The sequence below is a fragment of the Streptomyces sp. NBC_00203 genome (genome assembly GCF_045206325.1).
GTDB lineage: Bacteria > Actinomycetota > Actinomycetes > Streptomycetales > Streptomycetaceae > Streptomyces > Streptomyces lutosisoli.
The window spans coordinates 9,876,326-9,897,499 of record NZ_CP108126.1; the positions used below are offsets into that span (position 1 = coordinate 9,876,326).

Annotated in this window: 14 protein-coding genes and 1 pseudogene; 10 read left to right on the forward strand and 5 right to left on the reverse strand. The window is 71.2% G+C overall.

Annotation, left to right across the window (positions count from 1 at the left end):
* Window positions 1-17: 17 nt before the first annotated feature.
* Window positions 18-1,454, reverse strand: coding sequence for an MFS transporter (locus tag OG975_RS43770; protein WP_406335259.1), 1,437 nt, complete (start codon window positions 1,452-1,454; stop codon window positions 18-20).
* 261 nt (window positions 1,455-1,715) lie between these two features.
* On the opposite strand from OG975_RS43770, the gene OG975_RS43775 reads away from it, so the two are divergent.
* From OG975_RS43775 to ccrA, 4 genes are read left to right on the forward strand one after another with little or no spacing between them, the layout of a single operon-like run.
* Window positions 1,716-3,428: a fatty acyl-AMP ligase gene (locus tag OG975_RS43775; protein WP_406335260.1), complete on the forward strand. Its 1,713-nt coding sequence runs from the start codon at window positions 1,716-1,718 to the stop codon at window positions 3,426-3,428.
* A complete protein-coding gene (locus OG975_RS43780) occupies window positions 3,425-7,456 on the forward strand; it encodes a beta-ketoacyl synthase N-terminal-like domain-containing protein (protein ID WP_406335261.1) in 4,032 nt (1,343 codons plus the stop codon). The genes OG975_RS43775 and OG975_RS43780 overlap by 4 nt, the downstream gene beginning before the upstream one ends.
* A gap of 47 nt (window positions 7,457-7,503) precedes the next feature.
* Entirely contained in the window at window positions 7,504-8,466 is a 963-nt protein-coding gene (locus OG975_RS43785; RefSeq protein ID WP_406335262.1) for an alpha/beta hydrolase, read from the forward strand.
* Between the two features lie 29 nt (window positions 8,467-8,495).
* On the forward strand, window positions 8,496-9,827 hold the full coding sequence (ccrA, locus tag OG975_RS43790) for a crotonyl-CoA carboxylase/reductase (protein ID WP_406335263.1): 1,332 nt from the start codon (window positions 8,496-8,498) through the stop codon (window positions 9,825-9,827).
* Between the two features lie 9 nt (window positions 9,828-9,836).
* Here ccrA and OG975_RS43795 read toward each other — a convergent pair.
* A pseudogene (locus OG975_RS43795) lies at window positions 9,837-11,024 on the reverse strand (cytochrome P450).
* Window positions 11,025-11,410: 386 nt separating this feature from the next.
* On the opposite strand from OG975_RS43795, the gene OG975_RS43800 reads away from it, so the two are divergent.
* The 5 genes from OG975_RS43800 to OG975_RS43820 are packed head-to-tail and all read left to right on the forward strand — an operon-like array spanning window position 11,411 to window position 15,752.
* Window positions 11,411-13,138, forward strand: a complete 1,728-nt coding sequence (locus OG975_RS43800) for an ATP-binding protein (RefSeq protein ID WP_406335264.1) — start codon at window positions 11,411-11,413, stop codon at window positions 13,136-13,138.
* 5 nt (window positions 13,139-13,143) lie between these two features.
* Window positions 13,144-13,554, forward strand: coding sequence for a roadblock/LC7 domain-containing protein (locus OG975_RS43805; RefSeq protein ID WP_327434039.1), 411 nt, complete (start codon window positions 13,144-13,146; stop codon window positions 13,552-13,554).
* Window positions 13,551-13,922: a DUF742 domain-containing protein gene (locus tag OG975_RS43810; RefSeq protein WP_327434040.1), complete on the forward strand. Its 372-nt coding sequence runs from the start codon at window positions 13,551-13,553 to the stop codon at window positions 13,920-13,922. Before OG975_RS43805 ends, OG975_RS43810 begins: the two co-directional genes overlap by 4 nt.
* Window positions 13,903-14,508 carry an ATP/GTP-binding protein gene (locus OG975_RS43815; protein ID WP_327434041.1) on the forward strand — a complete coding sequence of 202 codons (606 nt, stop codon included), beginning with the start codon at window positions 13,903-13,905 and terminating at the stop codon, window positions 14,506-14,508. The genes OG975_RS43810 and OG975_RS43815 overlap by 20 nt, the downstream gene beginning before the upstream one ends.
* Window positions 14,505-15,752, forward strand: coding sequence for a cytochrome P450 (locus OG975_RS43820; RefSeq protein ID WP_406335266.1), 1,248 nt, complete (start codon window positions 14,505-14,507; stop codon window positions 15,750-15,752). The genes OG975_RS43815 and OG975_RS43820 overlap by 4 nt, the downstream gene beginning before the upstream one ends.
* A gap of 63 nt (window positions 15,753-15,815) precedes the next feature.
* Here OG975_RS43820 and OG975_RS43825 read toward each other — a convergent pair whose 3' ends face one another.
* Window positions 15,816-17,498: a hypothetical protein gene (locus OG975_RS43825; RefSeq protein ID WP_406335267.1), complete on the reverse strand. Its 1,683-nt coding sequence runs from the start codon at window positions 17,496-17,498 to the stop codon at window positions 15,816-15,818.
* 73 nt (window positions 17,499-17,571) lie between these two features.
* On the opposite strand from OG975_RS43825, the gene OG975_RS43830 reads away from it, so the two are divergent.
* Window positions 17,572-18,000 carry a hypothetical protein gene (locus tag OG975_RS43830; protein ID WP_406335268.1) on the forward strand — a complete coding sequence of 143 codons (429 nt, stop codon included), beginning with the start codon at window positions 17,572-17,574 and terminating at the stop codon, window positions 17,998-18,000.
* Between the two features lie 35 nt (window positions 18,001-18,035).
* Here OG975_RS43830 and OG975_RS43835 read toward each other — a convergent pair whose 3' ends face one another.
* Both OG975_RS43835 and OG975_RS43840 read right to left on the reverse strand, forming a co-directional pair.
* A complete protein-coding gene (locus OG975_RS43835; protein ID WP_406335269.1) occupies window positions 18,036-19,667 on the reverse strand; it encodes an amidohydrolase in 1,632 nt (543 codons plus the stop codon).
* Window positions 19,668-19,678: 11 nt separating this feature from the next.
* Window positions 19,679-21,172, reverse strand: a complete 1,494-nt coding sequence (locus tag OG975_RS43840; RefSeq protein WP_406335270.1) for an APC family permease — start codon at window positions 21,170-21,172, stop codon at window positions 19,679-19,681.
* Between the last annotated feature and the right edge of the window lie 2 nt (window positions 21,173-21,174).

A 21,174-nucleotide genomic window follows, 5' to 3' on the forward strand; every position in this document is an offset into this window, starting at 1 on the left:
GATCGGGGTGTTGATTGTCACTTCGTGACAACGCGGGCGGCCCCGTTGCGGCCTCGGGCCACCACCCGCCGATGCCGGCCACGGCGGCGCAGCGCGACCAGCGTGACGAGGGCTCCCGTCAGCACGCAGCAGGCCGCGAGGCGCAGCCCCAGGTCGTACCCGGCGAGGAACGCGCCGCGCGGATCCGATCCGGTCCGCAGCTCGGAACGCTCGCGCCGGGTGAGGACCACGCCGACCAGCACCACACCGAACACGCCGGAGACCTCGCGAGCCGCGCTCACCAGACCGGTGGCCATTCCCGTGCGCGCGTCCGGCACCCCGGCGAGGCAGCGCACGGTCAAGGGAGTGGTCAGCGCGGAGCCCGTGCCGATCAGCAGCAGCCCGGGCTGCAGATCCCAGTACCCGGCGTGCGCCCCGGTCCCCGACACGTACACCAGGCCGAGCGCCACCAGGGCGAGCCCCACGGCGATCGACACCTGTGCGCCGAGGCGCCGCGCCGCCGGCTCGGCCAGGGGCGTGCACAGCAGCAGCGCCCCGGCCAGCGGGAGGAAGGCGAGGCCCGCCCGGGTCGGTGAGAAGCCCAGGATCCGCTGGAGGTAGAGGGCGGTGAAGAAGAACACGCCGTTGACGCCGATGCCCCACAGCATCTGCGCGAGCACCCCGCCGGTGAGGAACCGGTCGCGCAGCAGCCGCAGTTCGACGAGGGGGCGGGCGGTGCGTGTCTGTACGACGAGGAACAGGCAGGCGGCGACCGCCGACACGCCGAAACACCACGGCACGGGACCGCTGCCGAAGCCGTGCTCGCCGCCGCGTACGAGACCGTACGTGAGGAGGTACAGCGACACGACCGACAGCAGCACACCGGGCAGGTCGAGGCCACCGCGCGCGGGCTCGCCCGATCCGGCGGGGACGGCGGACACCAGTGCCAGGGCGAGCAGACCGAACGGGATGTTCAGCGCGAACACCCAGCCCCAGGACCACTGTTGGGTGACGAACCCGCCCACCACGGGCCCGAGTGCCAGTGCCAGGGCCAGGGCTGCCGTCCACAGTCCGACAGCCGTCGCACGCCGTCGTGCCGGCAGATCGGCGGCCACCACGGCCAGCGACGCGGGGATGACCAGGGCCGCCCCGACGCCCTGCACGGTACGGGCCGCGATGAGGGTGCCCCCACTGTCCGCCAGGGCCGCCGCCCCCGAGGCCGCCGTGAAGACCGCGATCCCGGCCGCCAGCACGACCCGGCGTCCGAACAGGTCGGTCAGCCGCCCGCCGGGCAGCAGCAGCGCGCCGAAACTGAGCACATAGCCGGCGGCCACCCACTCCAAGTCGGTCACGGTCAGGCCCAGTTCGCGCTGCACGGTGGGGAGGGCGACATTGATCACCGTGTTGTCGAGCGTGGTGATGAAACCGGTCAGCGCGAGCAGCGTCAGCAGTGCGCACAGCCGTCCACGTCCCACCGTCGCGACTCCTTCCGTGCACCCCTCGGCACGCCTTACCGCGTGGCATGGATTGTGGGCGGCGCGACGTCGCCGTGGCTCTGTCCGCGGGGCCGAATCGGGACCGCGGCTTTATCAGCGGACTGACAGAAACCTGCTGACGAACTGTTAGTACGTCGTCTAACCCGACCGGCATCCGGCGGCGGACGCTGGTGCACCACCCCACCGGTTGCCCGCACTTCAGGGACAACAGCACCGCTCTCCCCACGAGTTGGAGCCGACATGACCTCCGCTGCCCGGCCGGATGCCGATGCGTTACTGACGGACCACCTGCGGCACTGGGCCGGCCGTCGGCCGCAGCAACGCGCCTTCAGCCACGTCCACTTCCCCGACCCGGCATCCGAGGGACTGCACCGCACCCTCGGCTGGCGTGCCCTGGACGCCCGCGCCCGCGCCGTCGCCGACCGGCTCGTGATCCTCGCCGCGCCCGGCGACAGAGCCGCCCTGGTCATGCCGCAGGGGCTCGACTACACGGCGGCCTTCCTCGGCTGCCTCTACGCCCGCGTGATCGCCGTACCCCTCTTCAGTCCCCGACTCCCAGGTCACGAAGGCAGATTGGCGGCCGTCCTGGCCGACTGCGAACCCGCATGTCTGCTCTCCGACTCGACCACGGCCACCTCCGTGGAGGCCTTCGTCCTGGACCACGCCCTGCCCGTGGTGCCCGTCGTTCCCGTCGACCGGCTCCCCCTCCAGCGCTTCGCGTTCGACGAGGCCGAATCCGCACCGGCCCCCGACGACATCGCGTATCTCCAGTACACCTCGGGCTCCACACGCGAACCCGCCGGCGTGATGATCAGCCATGCCAACGTCGTGGCCAACGCCCGCCAGGCCATCGACGCCTTCGTCGTGGACCCCGGGGCCACCACGACGGTCGGCTGGCTGCCGCTCTTCCACGACATGGGACTGGTCCTCAGCATCGCCGCGCCCGTCGTCGGTGGCTTCCCGTCCGTCCTGATGGACCCGGTGGCCTTCCTGGAGAACCCCGCACGCTGGCTGCGTCTGCTGGGGTCGTACGACGGGACGATCAGCGCCGCGCCGAACTTCGCGTACGACTACTGCGTGGCCCGCACCGACCCCGCCGTGCTCGACGAACTGCGCCTGGACCGCGTACGCGTCCTGATCAACGGCAGCGAGCCGGTGCGGCCGGGCACGATCGACCGCTTCCACACCGCGTTCGCGCCGGCCGGCCTCGATCCGGCGACACACGCTCCCGCGTACGGGCTCGCCGAGGCCACGGTCTTCGTGGCGGCGGACGCGGACGCGGCGGCGCCCACGACCGTGGCGTGCGACGCGGGCGCGCTGGCGGAAGGACGCGTCGAGGTCCTGCCGGATTCCGAGGACGCGGCCCTGCTCGTGTCGTGCGGCGCGCCCGCCGGACAGGAAGTGGAGATCGTCGACGCGGACGGTGACGTGCTGCCGGAGGACCGCGTGGGCGAGATCCGGTTGCGCGGGCCGAACATCGGCCGCGGCTACTGGAAACGCGCGGACCGGGCCTTCTGCGACCCGGAGGGACGGCTGCGCACCGGCGATCTGGGCGCCCTGCACGACGGGCGGCTGCTGGTCACCGGGCGTCTGAAGGACGTGATCATCGTCGACGGGCGCAACCACTACCCCCAGGACATCGAGGAGACCGTGCAGAGTGCCGTGGACCTCGTCCGCCGGGACCGGCTCGCCGCGTTCGGTGTGCCCCGCGCCGACGGCACCGGCGAGGAACTCGTCGTGGTGGCGGAGCACCGCCGGGACGCCGAGCCCACGGCGGACGACGCCGCCGACGCGGAACGCACCGTACGCGCCGCCGTCTCGGCACGTCACGGGCTCAGGCTCGGCGCGCTGCTGCTCGTCCCACCGGGCACCGTGCCGCGCACGAGCAGCGGCAAGGTGGCCCGGACGGCGGCCCGGGCGTGCCACCTCGACGGAGGGTTCGGTCCCCGATGAGACCCTCGCGCACGGACATTCGCGGCGTGATCGTCGGGCGGCTGCGCGCCTGGTACGCCCTGGACCCCGGCCAGATCGGCGACGACCGGCCGCTGGCGGAGCTCGGGCTCACCTCGCGCGACGCGGTGGCCCTGACCTCGCTGCTCGGCGAACTGGTCGGGCGGCGGCTGCCGGACACGCTGCTGTGGGACACGGGCACGATCGACGCGCTGGTGGAGCGGCTGACGGAGGAGCAGCGGCCGGGCGTCGTGCCGCCACCACAGCCGAAACCGGTCCAGACAGCCATCGCGGTGATCGGCCTCGGCTGCCGCTTCCCCGGCGGCGCCGACTCGCCCGACGCGTACTGGCGCCTGCTCACCGAGGCCCGGGACGCGGTCGGCACGGTCCCCACCGGCCGATGGGAGCCGTTCCCGCAGGCCGACGTCACCCGGCACGGCGCCTTCCTCGACGACATAGCGGGCTTCGACGCGGAGTTCTTCGGCATCGGCGCGCACGAGGCCAAGGCGATGGACCCCCAGCACCGCATGCTCCTCGAAGTGACCAGGGAAGCCCTCGATCACGCGGCGCTGCCCGTGAAGGAGCTCGCGGGCAGCCGCACCGGCGTCTTCGTCGGCATCAGTGGCAACGAGTACGCGCATCTCACGGCCGCCGCCCCCGACGCCTGGACGGCGACGGGCGCCGCGCTCAGCATCGCGGCGGGTCGCCTCTCCTACGCCCTCGACCTGCGCGGCCCGAGCCTGGCCATCGACACCGCCTGCTCGTCGTCACTGGTCGCGGTGCATCACGCCGTACGCAGCCTGCTGACGGGGGAGAGCGACACCGCGCTCGCCGCCGGGGTGAACCTGCTGCTGACGCCCGCCGTCACGCTCGGCTTACAGCGGGCGGGCGCGCTCGCGCCGGACGGTCGCTGCAAGGCGTTCGACGCGACGGCCGACGGGATCGTACGCGGCGAGGGCTGCGGCGTCGTCGTACTCAAGCGGCTCACGGACGCCGAACGCGACGGCGACCGAGTCCTGGCGGTCGTCCGGGCGACGGCCGTCAACTCCGACGGGCGGTCCAACGGTCTGACGGCCCCCAACGCCGAGGCCCAGCGCGCCCTGCTCGCCGAGGCGCACACCGGCCCCACGACCGTGGACTACGTCGAAGCCCACGGCACCGGAACAGCCCTCGGCGACCCGATCGAGGCGGGTGCCCTCGGCGCGGTGCTCGGCTCCGGGCGCGATCTGGACCAGCCCCTGCTCATCGGCTCGGCCAAGACCAACCTCGGACACCTGGAGGCAGCCGCCGGAATCGCCGGGCTGATCAAGACCGTACTGGCCCTCCAGCACGGCGAGATCCCGCCCCAGCTGCACTTCACCCGCCCCGGCCCGCACGCCGACCTCGACGGACTCGGCCTGCGCGTCGTCACCGCGGCCGAACCCTGGCCGCGCTACTCGGGAACGGCCACCGCGGGCGTGTCGGCCTTCGGATTCGGCGGCACGAACGCCCATGTCGTCCTCGCCGAACACCGCAGGAGCCCGCGTCCTTGGGCGCCGCACGAACAGCCCGCGCTGCTGCTGCTCGACGGGCCGACCGCGGAACGGGTTCGTTCGTACGCCGGCGAGCTCGCCGACTGGCTCCCCGGCGCCGCACGCGTACCCGAAGCCGATCTGGCCCGCACCCTCGCGGGCCGGACGGGCCGTGGACGCCACCGCGCGGCCGTCGTGACGCGAGACAGGTCCGAGACGGCGGACGCTCTGCGGAGCCTGGCCGCCGGCACGCCGTCCCCGCACCTGGTCACGGGCGAGGGGACACCGGGCGGCCCGGGACCCGTGTGGGTGTTCTCCGGCTACGGCTCCCAGTGGCCCGGCATGGGGCGGCGACTCCTGGTCGCGGAACCGGTGTTCGCCGCCGCCGTCGAGCGTCTGGAGCCACTGCTGCGCTGGCACGCGGGTGTCTCCCTGGCCGCGAGCCTGCGACCGGACGCCGACCTGACCTCGCCCGCCGTCGTCATGCCCGTCCTGTACGGCGTCCAGCTCGCCCTCGCCGAACTGTGGCGGTCCTACGGTCTCGAACCCGCCGCCGTGATCGGCCACTCGCTGGGGGAGATCGCCGCGGCCGTCGTCTCGGGGGCGCTCGATCCGGTGACCGGCGCGCGAATCGTCGCCGCACGCTCCCGGCTTCTGGCTGGGCTGACGGGCGGCGCCATGGCCGTCGTCGACCGGCCCGAGTGCGACATCCGGACGCTGGCCGGGGACCTGCCCACCCTCCAAGTCGCCGTGCACGCCTCGCCGGTGCAGAGCGTGGTGACGGGCTCCGCCGACGACGTGGCGGGCCTGGTGGCCAGGGTGACGGCGGAGGGCGGGTTCGCCCGGTCCTTGGGGGTGTCCGGCGCCGGGCACTCACCCGAAGTCGAGCCGCTGCTGGGGGAGTTCGCGCGGGAGCTGGGTGAGGTGCCCTCGACCCGCCCCGGCTGCCGTCGCTACTCCACCGTGCTCGACGACCCCCGGGACAGCGCCCCGTACGACACCGCGTACTGGGTGGCGAACCTGCGACGACCGGTGCGATTCGCCCAGGCCGTGCGCGCGGCAGCGGAGGACGGCCACCGCGTCTTCGTCGAAGTCGCCCCGCACGCCACACAGTCGCACCCGCTGACCGACACCCTGCCCGAGGGCTCGCTCGTCGTCCCCACCCTGCGCAAGAACACCGACGACGCGCTGACCTTCCGCACCTCACTCGCCACGCTCCTCGTCAACGGCGTACAGATGGGCGGCTTCCGCGAGCGGCTCGGCGGCCGCATCGTGGACGTACCGTCACCGCGCTGGCGCCATCGCCGCTTCTGGTTCGGCGAGGAAGGTGAGAAGGGCGAGAAGGGGGGAGCGGGCGCTGTTCCGGCTCCAGCAGTCCCGGCGGCGCACGAGGCGGATCCCATCGAGCGGCTTCGCCGGTGCGTGGCGGGAGTCATGGGCTATGGCCCCGACCGGATCGACCCCGACGTGCCGCTGACGGACCTCGGCCTCGACTCGCTCACGGCCGTGCGGATACGGGGCGCTGTGGAGCGGGAGTTCGGGGTCGCCGTCGAGCCGGGGGTGCTGCTCAGGCACGGGACGCTGCGAGAGGTGGCCGGGTTGCTGGGCGTCTCCGTGCGGGGCACGGCGGACCCGGAGACGGAGCAACCGCCCGGCCTGCGCGGCCCGGAACCGGAGAAGCCGCGCGGCCTGCCCGACCCGGAACCCGAGGAGCGCAACGAGACGCTCCTCCGCGTGTTCCCCTCCACCGGCTCGGGCACCCCGCTCTTCCTGGCCCACGCTGCCGGCGGCTCCTCCGCCGTGTACGCACGTCTGGCCGAACGGCTGTGCGGGCAAAGGCCGTTGTGCGGATTCGACCGGCAGGACCACCCCGACGACGTACCGGGACGCGCGGCCGAGTTCGCCCGCCGCATCCGGGAAGCGCGTCCCAACGGGCCCTGGATCGTTGGGGGTTGGTCGTACGGAGGTGTCCTCGCGCAGCAGACCGCGCGGCTGCTGAGCCCGCACGGAACCGTCTCCGCGCTCGTCCTGATCGACGCGGTGCTGCCCCTGCCCGCACCGCCCGGGCTGTCCTCGGCGGACACGGCACGGCGCCGCTTCGAGGACTTCGCCGCATACGTGGCACGCACCTACGGCACCCGGCTCGACCTGCCCTACGACGAACTCGCCGCCCTGGACGACACCGCGCAGATCGACCTCGTGATCAAAGTGCTCGGCGAGTCGGTCGCGCTGCCGCCCTCCGTGCTGGAGCACCAACGGACGTCGTACCTCGATCTGCGCGGCGGAGAACGCCACCGGCCCGGGCGCTACGAGGGGCGGACGCTGCTGTACCGGGCGAGCGAGTCCGCCCCGCACACGGTCCGCGACCCTCGCTACGAGCGCGACGACACGACGCTCGGCTGGGACGCGTACTGCACCGACCTCACCGTCGTGCCGCTGCCGGGGCACCATCTGTCCCTGCTCGACCCGCCGGTCGTCGACACGCTCGCCCGGCTGCTGACGCGCGACCTGGGCGACTAGCGACTCCTGACCCGCAGGCTCAAGAGCTCAAGACGAGGAGCAGGCCCGTGCCCCTACCCCGCCCCACCCGGAGAAGCGTCCTCCTGGCGGCCACAACTTCCCTTGCTTCGGCGGCAGTTGGTGCCACCCCGGCCGCGAGTGACGGCGCCCGCATCACCGCGGCGAAGTGGCTCGACGCCCGCACCGTCGACCTCACCGTCGCCTCGCCCGCGGTGGGCGCGTCCCTGCCCGTACGCGTCGTCACGCCGGCCGACTACGCCGCGTACCCCGACCGCACCTGGCCGGTCCTCCACCTCCTCCAGGGCGCGCACGACGACTACACGTCCTGGACCCGGGAGACGGACGTCAGCGACTTCCTCGCGGGGCAGGGCGTGCTCGTGGTGATGCCGGCGTCAGGGCCCACCGGCATCCCGACCGACTGGTGGAACTACGGGCTGTCCGGCGCCCCGGACTACGAGAAGTTCCAGGTGGACGAGGTCATGGAGCTGCTCCGGCAGAACTTCCGGGCGAGTGACCGGCGCGCCGTGGCCGGGGTGTCCACCGGCGGGTACGGGGCGCTGGCGTTCGCCGCGCGGCGCCCCGGCGTGTTCGGTGCGGCGGCCTCGTACAGCGGAATCCTGGACACGACCGCGCCGGGCATGCCGACCGTGGTCGGCGCGATCGTGGCGCGGGAGTCGCTGCTGCCGCTGACCCTGTGGGGGAGCGTGCTGTTCAGCAGGGACAACTGGAACCGGCACAACCCCTACGCGCGGGCGGACGCTCTCGCGGGCACCGGGCTGTACATCTCGCAGGGCAGCGGTCTGCCGAGCGGCGACTTCGGGAACCTCGAAGGGGCCGTCCTGGAGGGAACTCTGTGGAGCCAGGCACACCGGTTCACCCGGCGGTTGGAAGCGCTGGGCGTCCCGGCGCAGGTGCACTTCTACAGCGGTGGATCGCACGCCTGGCCCTACTGGCAGCAGGAGTTCAAGGCCTCGTGGCCGACGCTCGCCGCGGGCCTCGGCCTCAGCTGACCCCGTCGGCCCCACGAAGGAGGAACGACATGGATGCCCTGGCCGAGGCCGTCGTGGCGGGAGCCACCGCCGCCGAACTGGAGCACCTCCCCTTACCCGCCGACTTCACGGCCGCCCATCTGAGGTCCGAGGACGTCGGCGGTTTCACCGGCGTCGCCGACAAGGACGTACGCAAGACGATCCACATCGGATCCGTGCCGCTGCCCGAACTCGCCCCGAACGAGGTCCTGGTGGCCGTCATGGCGAGCGGCATCAACTACAACACGGTGTGGTCGGCGATGTTCGAACCCATCCCGACCTTCACCTTCCTGCGTCAGTTCGGCCGCCAGGACCGCTGGGCGGCCCGGCACGACCAGCCGTTCCACGTCATCGGCTCGGACGCGGCGGGCGTCGTCGTCCGCACCGGGGCCGGGGTGCGCCGGTGGCGGATCGGCGACCACGTCGTCGTCAGCCCCACCTACGTCGACGAGGAGGAACCGGCCACACACGCCGACGGCATGCTGGGGGCCGGCCAGCTGGCCTGGGGCTTCGAGACCAACTACGGCGGCCTGGCCCACTACTGCGTCGCGCGAGCCAGCCAACTCATCCCGAAGCCGGGCCACTTGAGCTGGGAGGAGGCCGCCGCGAACCCGCTGTGCGCGGGCACGGCGTACCGCATGCTCGTCAGTGAGCGCGGCGCCCGCATGACCCAGGGCGACGTCGTCCTGATCTGGGGAGCCGCGGGCGGCCTCGGCGCGTACGCGGTGCAACTCGTGCGGGGCGGCGGGGGGATCGCGGTGGGCGTCGTCAGCAGCGAGGCGAAGGCCGCGTACGCCCGCAGCCTCGGCTGCCACGCGGTGATCAACCGGGAGGAGATCGGCCTCACGGGAAGCGAGCCGGCCGATCCCGTCACCGTCGGCAAGCGGCTCGGCCGGCGTGTCCGGGCCGCGACCGGCGAGGACCCGCACATCGTCTTCGAGCACGTCGGCCGCGCCACCTTCGGCGTCTCCGTCTTCGTTGTCCGCCGCGGCGGAACCGTCGTCACCTGCGGCTCCAGCACGGGCTACCAGCACGAGTTCGACAACCGCTACCTCTGGATGCGCCTCAAACGCGTCATCGGCAGCCACGGCGCCAACCTGCAGGAACAGTCGGCCGTGCACCGCCTCCTCGACCTCGGCCACATCGCCCCGGCCCTCACGGTGACCCATCCACTGGCCGACACGGCGGAGGCCGCGCGGCTCGTCCAGGACAACGCCCACATGGGAAAGGTCGGTGTCCTGTCCCTGGCACCCGGCCCCGGGCTCGGCATCACGGACGCCGAGCGCCGGGGGAGGCTCCTGGCAACCACGCCGCAGGGAGCCCGGCCGGGGCCGCGGTGGTGACTTACGGTGTCAGCCCCCTGTGGCGTGTGAGCTCCGCCGAGCCCGTTCGCGGGGCCGGGCGGTCATCTGCAGGGTGCTGGGCCGTACCGTGGCGCGGGCCACGGGGCGGATGCTCTGGCCGGGCGCGAGTTCGAGGCACCAGTCCCGGGTGAGGGTGGCGATCGCCGTGGTGAGTTCGGCCTGGGCGAAACGATCGCTGATGCATTTGTGCTTCCCGGCACCGAAGGGCAGAAACGATCCTTCTCAGAGCGGGGCCTGGTCGTCGTTCAGCCACCGGTCGGGATCGAAGGCCAGCGGATCGGGGAAGAGTTCGGGATCGCGGTGCAGGGCGTGCTGGCAGTACGCCAGCTCGGTCCCGGCCGGGATCTCCCACGCACCGATACGGGTCGTCCGCAGGGTGCGGCGGGTGACGAGCCAGCCTGTGTGGTGCAGACGGAGGGCCTCGGTGATGACGCGGCCCAGATAGGGCAAATGGGGCAAGTCGTCGAAGGTGACCGGCCGGTCGGCGACGACCTCGTCGAGTTCGGCCTGGACCCGCTCGTCGATGCCGGGGTTGCGGGCGAGCTCGTACAGCACCCAGGACAGTACGGACGCGGTCGTCTCCGTGCCGACCACCGCGAGAGTGAGGATCACCGAGCAGATCTGGTGCCCCGTCAGCGGCTTGCCGCTCCCCTCGTCCTCGGCCTGGAGCAGCATGGAGAGCATGTCGCCGCTGTCGCGACCGGAGGCCCGGAGCTGATCGACCGCGTCGCCGATGGTGGCGCGCACGGCGTCGCGGGCGGCGGTGAAGCGCCGGTTGGCGGGCAGCGGCAGGCGTTCCGCCCAGTCCGGCAGCATGATTCGGGTGCCGACGCCGTTCATGACGACCGACAGGTCCCGGCGCAGCTGGTGGAAGGCCTGTTCGTCGATGCTGCCCGAGAAGGCGGTCGCGGCGAGCATGTCCAGGCTGGGCTTGACCATGACCTCGCGTACGTCGAGGAGTTGGCCCGGCCGCCAGGAGGCCATGGTCGCGGTGACCTGGTCGCGCATGAGGTCCACATACCGGGTGATCTCGGTGTGCCGGAAGGCGGTTGCAGCTGGCGGCGTTTTTGTACGTGTTCGGCGCCCCGGCGGCGGTGACCACGCTGTCGCCGAGCAGCTGGCCCATCTTCTCGAAGAAGCGGCCCTTGTCGAGGGTGGGGGCGAGGCGGCGTTCAGTCAGTCCCTTCACGATGTTGGCGCCGAGATCACTTCCCTGTTCGGGGCTCGCCGTAATCCCCTTCGGCGCGTGCTGTTGGCCACGTGGAGTTCTGGCCGGTTGGACCGGGGAGTGATCGTGACGTCCCCGCGGTGGGATCACAGCTCCGTGTCAGCGATTGCGGTGATAGCGCACGGAATTGTCGAGATGAGCACTCCTGTCGGAGCGTGATCGATTACTCGCCGTTATGCGGAGGGGAGTTGATCCTTTCGATCTCAAACCCGATAAGCTCCCCTGCGGCGCTGCGAGTTGACGCGAACACACTCGGTCGCCCTTGCGCCGCGTGCTCGACACGTTCGGCGCCTGCATACCCCCCGTTCGATCGTGTTGCTTTCGAAGGATGCAGATGGAACTTGCCACTTCGCCCCCGGCGGCGCGGGCACCGGTCGGTTGGTACAGCTGGTGGCTGATGCCGGTCGCCTTAGGAGCAGGAACGGTCGTCACCGCGGTCGCGGGACCCGACCAGATCCAGATACCCGCGACCTTCGTCGGCGCCGCGGCCACCGCGGCCAGCGCCGTCTGCGTACGACTTCTCCTCCGCGCCCAGCACCAACTGCGCCGCAACAGCGGCGACTTCCGCGCCCAGCAGGCCGAGCACTCGCAGCAGTGGCAGCAGCATGTGGCCGGGCTGGAACGGAAGTTCGCGGCCGAGCGCTCCGCGCTGGAGGGCCAGCTGTCCGAGCAGGCCCAGCTCTTCGAGGCGCGGCTAGCCGAGCAGGTCGACGCCTACGAGACGCGGCTCACCGAGGAGGCCAAGGCCTACGAGACCCGGCTCACCGGAGAGGCGCAGGGCTACGAGTCCCGGCTCACCGGAGAGGCGCAGGTCTGGCAGGAGCAACTCGCCCTGCAACAGGACGCGATCGCCCGGCTCGGTGACACCCGTCTGCCCGACGCGCTCAAGCGGCTGCGGGCCGGTGAAGCCATCGACGACATCCTGATGTCCGTCGCCGAGGAGAGCGACGCGAGCCCCGAGCTCCGTGCCGAACTGCGCAAGGTCCTCAGGACCGCGCTGATCGGCGTGGAGGAGGAGTTCGACCGCTCCACGTCGGCCGAGCAGGCCGTGATCAGCATCGGCAACCGTATCCACGTGCTGACGAGCAAGCTGCGCGGCCGTCTGCACGAGATGCAGGGCGAGCACGGCCGGCTGCCCGCGGTGGCCCAGGGCCTGATGGAACTGGACCAGGAGATCGGCCCCGCCGACTGTCTCGCCGCCAGTATCGGCGTGCTCGGCGGTTCGGACCGGCCCGGACGCCAGTGGCAGGAACCGCAGCGGCTGCTCAGCGTGGTCCGGGGCGGCATCGGGCGGATCAAGGACTTCGACCGCGTCCAGGTCCGCCATCTCCCCGAACTCGGCGTCGACGGCGGTCTGGTGGACCACCTCACGCTGATCTTCGCCCACCTTCTGGACAACGCGGTGCGCTACTCGCCGCCCACCGAACCCGTGGTCGTCTCCGGCAAGGAGGTCCCCAACGGCGTCGGTATCGAGATCCAGGACGCGGGCAAGGGCCTCAACGAGGAGAAGAAGCGCGAGGCCGAGCAGTCACTGGACGGCGTCGCGGCCGGCCCCGGGCTCGGCGGCCTCTCGGAGGACGCCAACCTCGGGCTTCGCGTGGTCGGCGCCCTGGCGCGCCGGTACGGCATCCGGGTCACCTTCTCGGACTCGCCCTGGCTCGGCACCTCGGTGGTCGTCGTGGTTCCCCACAAGTACTTCAGCCCGTTGGCCGCCCCCGTCGCGGAACCGGTGGCCCCGGCCGCCGCGGTCGAGACCGCGTCCGCCCGCGAGTCGGTGGAGGCCCCGCCCGCGGCCGGCGCCGGCGACGTGGACACCACGCCCGGCGGTCTGCCGCGTCGCAGGAGCAGGCGTACCGACGCGCCGGCCACACCGGTGAGGTCCGTCGAGCGGACCGAGGAGCCCGTGGCCGCCGTGCCGCCGGACACCTCGTTCGCCGGTCTCGCGGCCTTCGCCACCGCCGGACGCGAGAGCGCCCCGCCGCGTGAGCCGGCCGCGGACGCCGTACGCGAGACGACCGCCGGACGCGAGTCCAACGAGCACCGCACTGAAGAGAGCGACTAGTCCACATGACGCAACAGGGAACCGACGTGAGCTGGGCGCTCCGCGATCTGACGGAGAGCATCCAGGAGATCCGCTTCGCCCTCGTGGCCTCCAGCGACGGCAAGGCCATCACCTCCTACGGCGCCGACGACCCCGACGACGTGGACCGCTTCGCCGCCGTGGTCGCGGGCCTGCAGGCGCTGGCCCAGCCCGTCGCCGCGCAGTTCCCGCAGTACGCGGGGCAGTTGCGCCTCGCGATGATCGAGGTGGACGGCGGCCATCTCTTCGTGGTGCGGGCCGGCGTGGAGACGTACCTCGGAGTCCTCGCCAAGGAAGGGCTCGACCAGGGCCTGCTCGGACACCAGATGAGGGACCTGGCGCGAAGGATGGGTGAGCTTCTCGGCACCACTCCGCGCCTGGAGGAGCACTCTGGATGAGTGGTCCCCGCCGGCCCACGAACCCGTCCGGTCTCGAGCGCTACTACGTCCTCACCGGTGGCCGCAGCGGACCGGGCGGTTCGGCGTCGACTCTTGACGTGGCGACCCTCATCGTCTCGCGCGCCGCGGCCGTCCCCGGCATGCAGCACGAGCACGAGGAGATCCTCCGGCGCTGCCGCGATCCGCTGTCGGTGGCCGAACTCGGCGCCCACCTCGGATTGCCCTTCAACATTCTCGCGGTGCTGCTGGCCGATCTGCTGGACGCAGGCCGCGTCGAAGCCCGTGACCCCATTCCGGCGTCCGGCGCCGGCAGCGGGCCCGACCTCGCGCTCCTTGAGGAGGTACTCAGTGGACTTCAAAGGCTTTGACCATCCCGACCGGCAGACGGACGGGGGCACCCGCTCGGTGAAGGTGATGATCGCCGGCGGTTTCGGCACCGGAAAGACCACGATGGTGCGCTCGGTCAGCGACATCAAGCCGCTGACCACCGAGGAGACCCTGACCCAGGCGAGTGCGGACGTCGACAACCTGATCGGGGTGGCGGACAAGCAGGAGACCACCGTCAGCCTCGACTTCGGCAAGATCGGCATCAACGACCAGCTGGTGCTGTACCTGTTCGGAACGCCGGGGCAGGAACGATTCTGGTTCCTGTGGAACGGGCTGTTCAAGGGCGCCCTCGGGGCGGTGGTCCTGGTGGACACCCGGCGGCTGGCCTCCAGCTTCCGGGCCATCGAGGAGATGGAACGGCAGGATGTCCCCTTCGTCATCGCCCTGAACGTCTTCCCCGACTCCAAGGATCATCCGATCGAAGAGATCCGCGACGCCCTGGACATCCCCCCGCACACCCCGATCGTGGCCTGCGACGCCCGCGACCGGACCTCCAGCCGTGACGTCCTCGTCGCCCTGATACGTCACTTGAAGGAACGCTCTGCAGTCGCACTGGAGTCCCGATGAACGCCCAGCCCTTAAACGATCCCGAGGCACCGCGCGGCTGCCCCGTCGCCCACGGTTCGGCCGAGCTCACCCGGCTGTACGGGCCGGAGGCGGCGACCGACCCGCTCGGCATCTACGAGCGGCTGCGCAAGGAACACGGCTCCGTGGCGCCGGTACTGCTGGAGGGTGACGTCCCGGCCTGGCTGGTGCTGGGGTACCGGGACAGTCGGCGGGTGCTCGACAACCCCCGCCAGTTCGCCCGGGACTCGCGGAACTGGCGGGACTGGCGGGAGGGCCGGATCGCGGAGACCTCTCCGTTGGTTCCGATGCTCGGCTGGCGTCCCGACTGCGTGTCCCTGGACGGCGAGGAGCACCGCAGGCTGCGCGGCGCCGTCAACGACGTACTGCAGGCTGCTGCCGGCCGCGGGGTCCGGCGCCACGCCACGAATTTCGCCAACAAGCAGATCGACACGTTCGCGGACAGCGGCCGCGCCGATCTGGTGGCGGACTACGCCGACCTGCTGCCGATGCTCGTGATGTCCCGCATTCTGGGGCTGGCCGAGGCGGAGGGGCGCCGGCTTGTCGAGTCCTGCGCCCAGGTGCTCAAGGGCGGCGAGGACGCCGTGGTGCACGACGGCATGATCAGGGAGATCTTCGGTGAACTCGCCGAGCGCAGGCGGTCCGAACCAGGCTCCGACCTCGCCACCGGCCTGCTGGAGCATCACGCGGCCCTCGACCACGACGAAGTCGTCCATCACCTGCGCGTGGTGCTGATCGCCGCGCACGTCACGACCAATCTGCTGGCCCGGGTGCTGCAGCTGGTCCTGACCGACGCCTCCCGGCTCTCCGGGCTGATCAGCGGTGAGCTGAACATCTCGGCGGTGGTGGAGGAGGTCATGTGGAACTCTCCGCCGCTGGCCGTCCTGCCGGGGCGCTTCGCCGCCAGCGATGTCGAACTGGGCGGGCACCGCATCGAGGAGGGCGACCTGCTCGTTCTCGGTCTCGCCCCGGGCAACCTCGACCCCGGGGTCCGGCCCGACCCGGGTGTCTCGGTGCAGGGCAACCAGGCGCACCTGGCGTTCGGCGCGGGCCCGCACGAGTGCCCAGGGCAGAGCATCGGGCAGTCCATGATCGAGGTTGCGGTGGACGTCCTGCTGCACCGGCTGCCGGGCCTGCGGCTGGCTGTGCCGGCGGATGAGCTCACCACGACCGCCTCCACCTGGGATTCCCGGCTGGACAGGCTGCCCGTCGAGTTCCCGGTGTGAACACGCCGCTGCCCGGTCGGAAACCCGACCGGGCAGCGCGCTGCCTTACCCGGCTTTGAGACGTCAGCCGTCGAGCCAGTCGCCCTCGACGCCCGTGGGACGGTATCCCGTGGCGTTCCAGAGGAAATGCGGGTGGGCGCATCCGAACATGTAGGCGAGCAGCGCGGTGTCTTCCCTCCCGGTTTGCTCGTCGTACAGGGTGTAGAACGTTTCGGATCCGACTACGCCGGCGTCTTGTTGGACATGACGAGCGCGCTCCGGGGACGGTGCGGCGCTTGATGCCTCCACGGCGGCGATGTAGGTGCGGCGCAGGATCTCCCATGTGCTGTCGATGTTGCCGTACCAGGGGCCGTGCAGTGCTTCGAAGGCATGGAGCTCGGCGTCGAAGAGGGGCCACGTCTCGGGGTGTTCGGCTCGGCAGCGTGCGGACAGCTCGGCGGTCCGGGCGCTCAGTGCCGGCGCGGTGGGCCGGGGGGCGAAGGTGAGGGTGGTGCCGTGGGTGAGGATGCCGGTGCATGCGTTGGGCTGCAGGTCGCACAGCGGGCAGTCCTCGGCCGGGGGGAGGGCCTCGGTGATGCCGTCGAACCACAGGGCGTGGCGGCCCGTCAGCCCCAACCAGACGATGGTGCTGGGCATCAGCCAGGTGTTCCACATGGGGGGATGCGCCTCGGGCATGCAGCCGTACTTGACGCTGGCGATGGCGCAGGCAGCGTAGAGGACCTTGGTGTGGGTGGGTATGTCGGCGAGCCAGAAGTTGCTGATCTCGCCGGTGAGGGCGTCGGCTCGTACGTCGGTCATGTCGTCGATGACGCGGCACAGCAGCAGGGAGGCGAGGTGTTCTTCCTGCCAGAGTTCGGTGTCGGGTGAGACGTGCCAGAACAGGCAGTCCAGCATCTGCAGGAGTGAGTAGGTGCTCTGGCTGAGTGGGTTGGTCTGAGGGAGCGAGACGCTGCCCGCGTGGTGCTGCTGGAGCCAGTACTCGTCGACGGATCGCTTATGGGCTGCGAAAAGCCCGCAGACCAGGGCCCTGGCGGTGTTGGTGCTGAAGCTCTCGGCCAAACGGCCTTCGATGAGCTGGGTGAGGCGCGCGGTGTCGATGGTGTCGATCACGCGTTTGTATTCGTGGAAGAGGAGGATGTCGTCCTCGAACGAGTGCCGGAGGCCAAGGTCTTGTTCCAGGTCGTTCATCTGCCGGGCCAAGGTCCATCCACCGGTCAGGACACTGTCGAGTTCCTCGCGGTACGGCCAGGTCTTGACGGTGAGGGGACGACCGGCGCTCTGCCGCCAGCCGTAGTCATCCAGCGTGCGTGCGGGGGGCGTGGGCAACCGACGGCACAGAGGGCAGGCGCAGCCGGTTGTCCGCTCCTCCTCGTGCGGCGGGGCGAGGGCCCGGCTCCGCCAGGCCCCCTCCAGCATCGTGCAGGTCAGCCGGCAGATCTCGATATCGGTGCTGACCTGGGGGAAGGCTGCTTCGATGACGCGCAGGCCGGCGTCGAGGTGCCTCAGCCTGGCGTATCCCTCCTCGTCGGGCGGGAGGAACGCGGGCTGCGCCAGATGGACGGCTCCCTCCACATGCAGCGTGGTGCCGACGTGCGGGGATCCGAGTGCGTTCAGCCGCTGCTGAGCGGCGTTCTGGAACCTTCGATGCTCCTGCGTAGTCCCATGGACGCGTTCCACGAAGAGGCGGGCCAGGGCGTTCCCCGCCTCTGTGGGCTGGACCTGGGCGCTTGGCTGCGCCGGGATCAAGCTGTCAGCGGACGCCTTCGAAGCGGCATCTACGACTCGAGATTTCACACCGGTCTCCCAACAAGCTGTGGTCATGACAATGGAGCGATCGGCCGTGGTTGCTGGCCGGTCGCGTCTTGAAGCCGAGAAAGTGGAGCGGATCGCCTATCTGACCTTCGAGGACGAAGCGCCCCGGGCCCGCTCGGTTCTCGAGCGCTGCGAGCCGCTCGTCCATGCCGGATTCATGCTCTCCGGCTCAACTGTGTCGATCAGGAAGCGCTCGGCCTGTCAGGCGAGGGCCAGGGAGATTCTGGGTGTACTCCAGATGTCTGCTGACGGGCATGTCGAAGGGGAGGTCGAACGTGACGTCCTGAGGCATGCGCTTCCTTCCGGGAGACGGCGAGACAGAATCCCCCCGCCCTGCGAACGGGTGGCCGACATGGCCACCCGTGCACTCGAACTCAGCTTCTATGGCCGAAAATTGAACCGTGAAGCGCTACGAGGCTGCCCAGAGCGTAAATGATCTACGCGTGACCTCACCGTGATGTCCGTTACTGCCTACGCCTCTTGGGCTGCGTATACTCGCGCGCCCCCCACATACGTCTGCGCGACCCGCGTGTCGCCGATCGCCTCAGCCGCCCCGTCGAACGGATCGCGGTCGAGGACGACGAGATCCGCCAGCGCCCCCGCCCGTACGCTCCCGGTGTCGTCGAGGTGGTTGGCGTACGCCGAACCCGCGGTGTACGCCGTCAGCGCGGCCGTCAGGTCGATGCACTCGGCGGGCAGGAACACCGGGCCCGGCTCGTCGGGGCTCACACGGTTGACCGCGACATGGATGCCCTGGAGCGGGTCGGGGCTGCTGACCGGCCAGTCGCTGCCAGCCGCGAGCCGTGCCCCGGAGTTCAGCAGCGCCCCGAACGGGTACTGCCAGGCGGCGCGTTCGGCCCCGAGGAACGGGATGGTCAGCTCGTCCATCTGCGGCTCGTGCGCGGCCCACAGCGGCTGGATGTTGGCCGTGGCGCCGAGGTGCGCGAAACGGGGCACGTCGTCGGGGTGCACGACCTGGAGATGCGCCAGGTGCGGACGCGTGTCACTCGGCCCGTTCGCCTTCCGTGCCGCCTCGACGGCGTCCAGGGCGTCGCGTACGGCCCGGTCGCCCAGCGCGTGGAAGTGGCACTGGAAGCCGAGAGCATCCAACTCGGTCACATACGCGGGCAGTCGGGCCGGGTCGATGAAGCTGGTGCCCCGATTGGCCGTCGCGCAGCCGCACTTGTCCAAGTAGGGGTCGAGGAGAGAGGCGGTGCCGTTCTCGGCCACTCCGTCCAGCATGAGCTTGACACTGGTGGCCCGGAACCGGCCGTGACTCAACGCGGCGCGTCGCTCCACGAGTTCGGGGATCTGCTCGGCCCCGCGTGCGCGGTCCCACCACAGGGCGCCCACGACACGCGCGGTCAGCGAACCGTCGCGGGCCGCCGTCAGATACGCCTCGGACGGATCGTCCATGCCCAGGAACGTCCCGACGAGCGCGTCCTGCCAGGCGGTGATGCCGAGCGCGTGCAGATGCCGCTGTGCGTGCAGCAGTGCGGCGAGCCGGTCCGCGGAGGTGGCCGGAGGGGTGATCCGGCCGACGTACTGCATGGCTCCTTCCTGCAGCATGCCGGTGGGCTCGCCCGACGCGTCCCGCTCGAACCGGCCGTCGGCCGGGTCGGGTGTGTCCCGGGTGACGCCCGCGAGCTCCAGGGCACGGCTGTTGACCCAGGCGCCGTGGTGGTCACGGTTGGGCAGATACACCGGCCGGTCCGGTACGACCGCGTCCAGCAGTTCCTTCGTCGGCGTACCGCCCTCGAAGGCCTCCATGGACCAGCCGCCGCCCGTGATCCACTCCCGGTCGGGGTGCGCGTCGGCGTACGCGCGGACGGCGGCGAGCGTGTCCTCGGCCGTCCTGGCCCCGGTCAGGTCACACTGGGTGAGCTCCAGGCCCGCCGGGACCGGGTGGACGTGCGCGTCCTGGAAACCCGGCAGGAGCAGCCGCCCGGCCAGGTCGACCACTTCGGTCCGGGGGCCGGTCAGGTCATGGACCTCGGCGTTCCCGACGGCGGTGATCCGGTCGCCGGTGACGGCGACGGCCGTCGCGGTGCGGCCCGCCGGGGTGAGGACCGGGCCGCCGGTGAAGAGGAGGTCTGCGTGCATGTTCTGTTTCCTTAGTTGGGTGTGGCCAGCAACTGGGGCGCGTCGGCGTCGGTGCCGTGTCCCGTACGGAAGTACGGGGACTTGCGGACCCACTTCGCCCACGCGGCGGCCACAAAACCGGAGAAGATCATCAAAGCGGGAGTGAGCAGCAGGAACCACCCGTTGTCCGCGCTGACTTCGAAGTGGTCGGTGGAGGTGTAGAAGGACCAGGCGAGGTAGCCGCCCAGCGCGAGCAGCGACGCGGCGCTCAAGGAGGGAAGGACCACGGCCCGTATCCCTTGCCGCCAGTCCTCGCGGAGCAGCCCCCGGAAGCGGACGGCGGCCGCGAGAGCGGTGAGCGCGTAGGACAGGGCCACGACGATCCCGACCGCGTTGACCGTCGCCATGATCATGTCGGCGAGCCGGGGGATCACCAGGGCGAGGGCGGCCACGACCGTCGCCATCGCGCCGATCAGCAGTGTCCCGATCGCCGGAGTCCCGTACCGGGCGCTGACCTTGGACCACACGGGCCCGAGCGTACGGTCCCGGCTCATCGCGAACATCCCGCGAGCCGTCGGGATCACCCCCGCCTGGAGCGAGGCGACGGCCGAGAACATCAGGGCCACCAGCGGCAGCGCGGCCAGCGGCTGCGAGGCCAGCCGGTCGCCGAAGAACGCCAGCCCCTGGGCGCCGTGCCCGGCCAACTCCTCCTCGGACAGCACGCGTTGGAAGGCGATGGAGCCGAGCAGGAACAGCCCCAGCATGGTCACCAGTGTGATGGTCCCGGCCCGCGAGGCGTCCCGGGGGTCGCGCACCTCCTCGTTCACGGTGAACGCCGCCTCGAAGCCCCAGTAGCAGAACACCGACAGCAGCAGCCCCTGTGCCAGCGCCGACGCCGAGGGGATCGCGAAGGGGTCGAACCAGCTCAGGCTGAAGGGGTGCGGCCCGGTGACGATGCCGTATCCGCAAAAGCCCAGCAGGACGACGTACTCGAAGACCAGCAGCCCGCTCTGCAGCCGCGCGGCGGTCTTGACCCCGGTGATCGCGGTGAGCGTGACGGCGACGAGGACCAGGATGCCCACGGCGGTGGTCTGGGCGGTGGAGCCCGGGTCGAGCGCGAGGCCCGCCAGCTTGTGCAGTCCCGCCTCACCGGCGAGCTGGATCATCGCCGAACCGGTCACCGCCGTGGTGTACGCCAGGAACGCCACCGTCGCCACGATGCTCACCCAGCCGACCAGGAAACCCAGCCAGGGAGTGAGCGAACGGCCCACCCACACATAGCCGTTGCCCGCGTTAGGCTCCACCCGGTTCAGCCGGGAGTAGGCGCCGGCGATCCCGAGGATCGGCAGAAAGGCCAGTAGCATGATCGCGGGCAGATGCAGCCCGACCACCCCGGCCGTCACCCCGAGCCCGATACCGATGCTGGTGGTCGCCGCCGTGCTCGAAGCGGCGATCGCGACGCCGTCGGCGACGCCGAGGGTCTTGCGCAGGGAAGGGGGATCCACACCGTACGGCTTCTGCGTCATGG

Coding starts and splice junctions, on each gene's coding strand:
- OG975_RS43775 (WP_406335260.1), top strand. CDS start 1,716: ATGACCTCCGCTGCCCGGCCGGATGCCGATGCGTTACTGACGGACCAC.
- ccrA (WP_406335263.1), top strand. CDS start 8,496: ATGGATGCCCTGGCCGAGGCCGTCGTGGCGGGAGCCACCGCCGCCGAA.
- OG975_RS43805 (WP_327434039.1), top strand. CDS start 13,144: ATGACGCAACAGGGAACCGACGTGAGCTGGGCGCTCCGCGATCTGACG.
- OG975_RS43835 (WP_406335269.1), bottom strand. CDS start 19,667: ATGCACGCAGACCTCCTCTTCACCGGCGGCCCGGTCCTCACCCCGGCG.
- OG975_RS43810 (WP_327434040.1), top strand. CDS start 13,551: ATGAGTGGTCCCCGCCGGCCCACGAACCCGTCCGGTCTCGAGCGCTAC.
- OG975_RS43830 (WP_406335268.1), top strand. CDS start 17,572: ATGACAATGGAGCGATCGGCCGTGGTTGCTGGCCGGTCGCGTCTTGAA.
- OG975_RS43800 (WP_406335264.1), top strand. CDS start 11,411: ATGGAACTTGCCACTTCGCCCCCGGCGGCGCGGGCACCGGTCGGTTGG.
- OG975_RS43780 (WP_406335261.1), top strand. CDS start 3,425: ATGAGACCCTCGCGCACGGACATTCGCGGCGTGATCGTCGGGCGGCTG.
- OG975_RS43840 (WP_406335270.1), bottom strand. CDS start 21,172: ATGACGCAGAAGCCGTACGGTGTGGATCCCCCTTCCCTGCGCAAGACC.
- OG975_RS43820 (WP_406335266.1), top strand. CDS start 14,505: ATGAACGCCCAGCCCTTAAACGATCCCGAGGCACCGCGCGGCTGCCCC.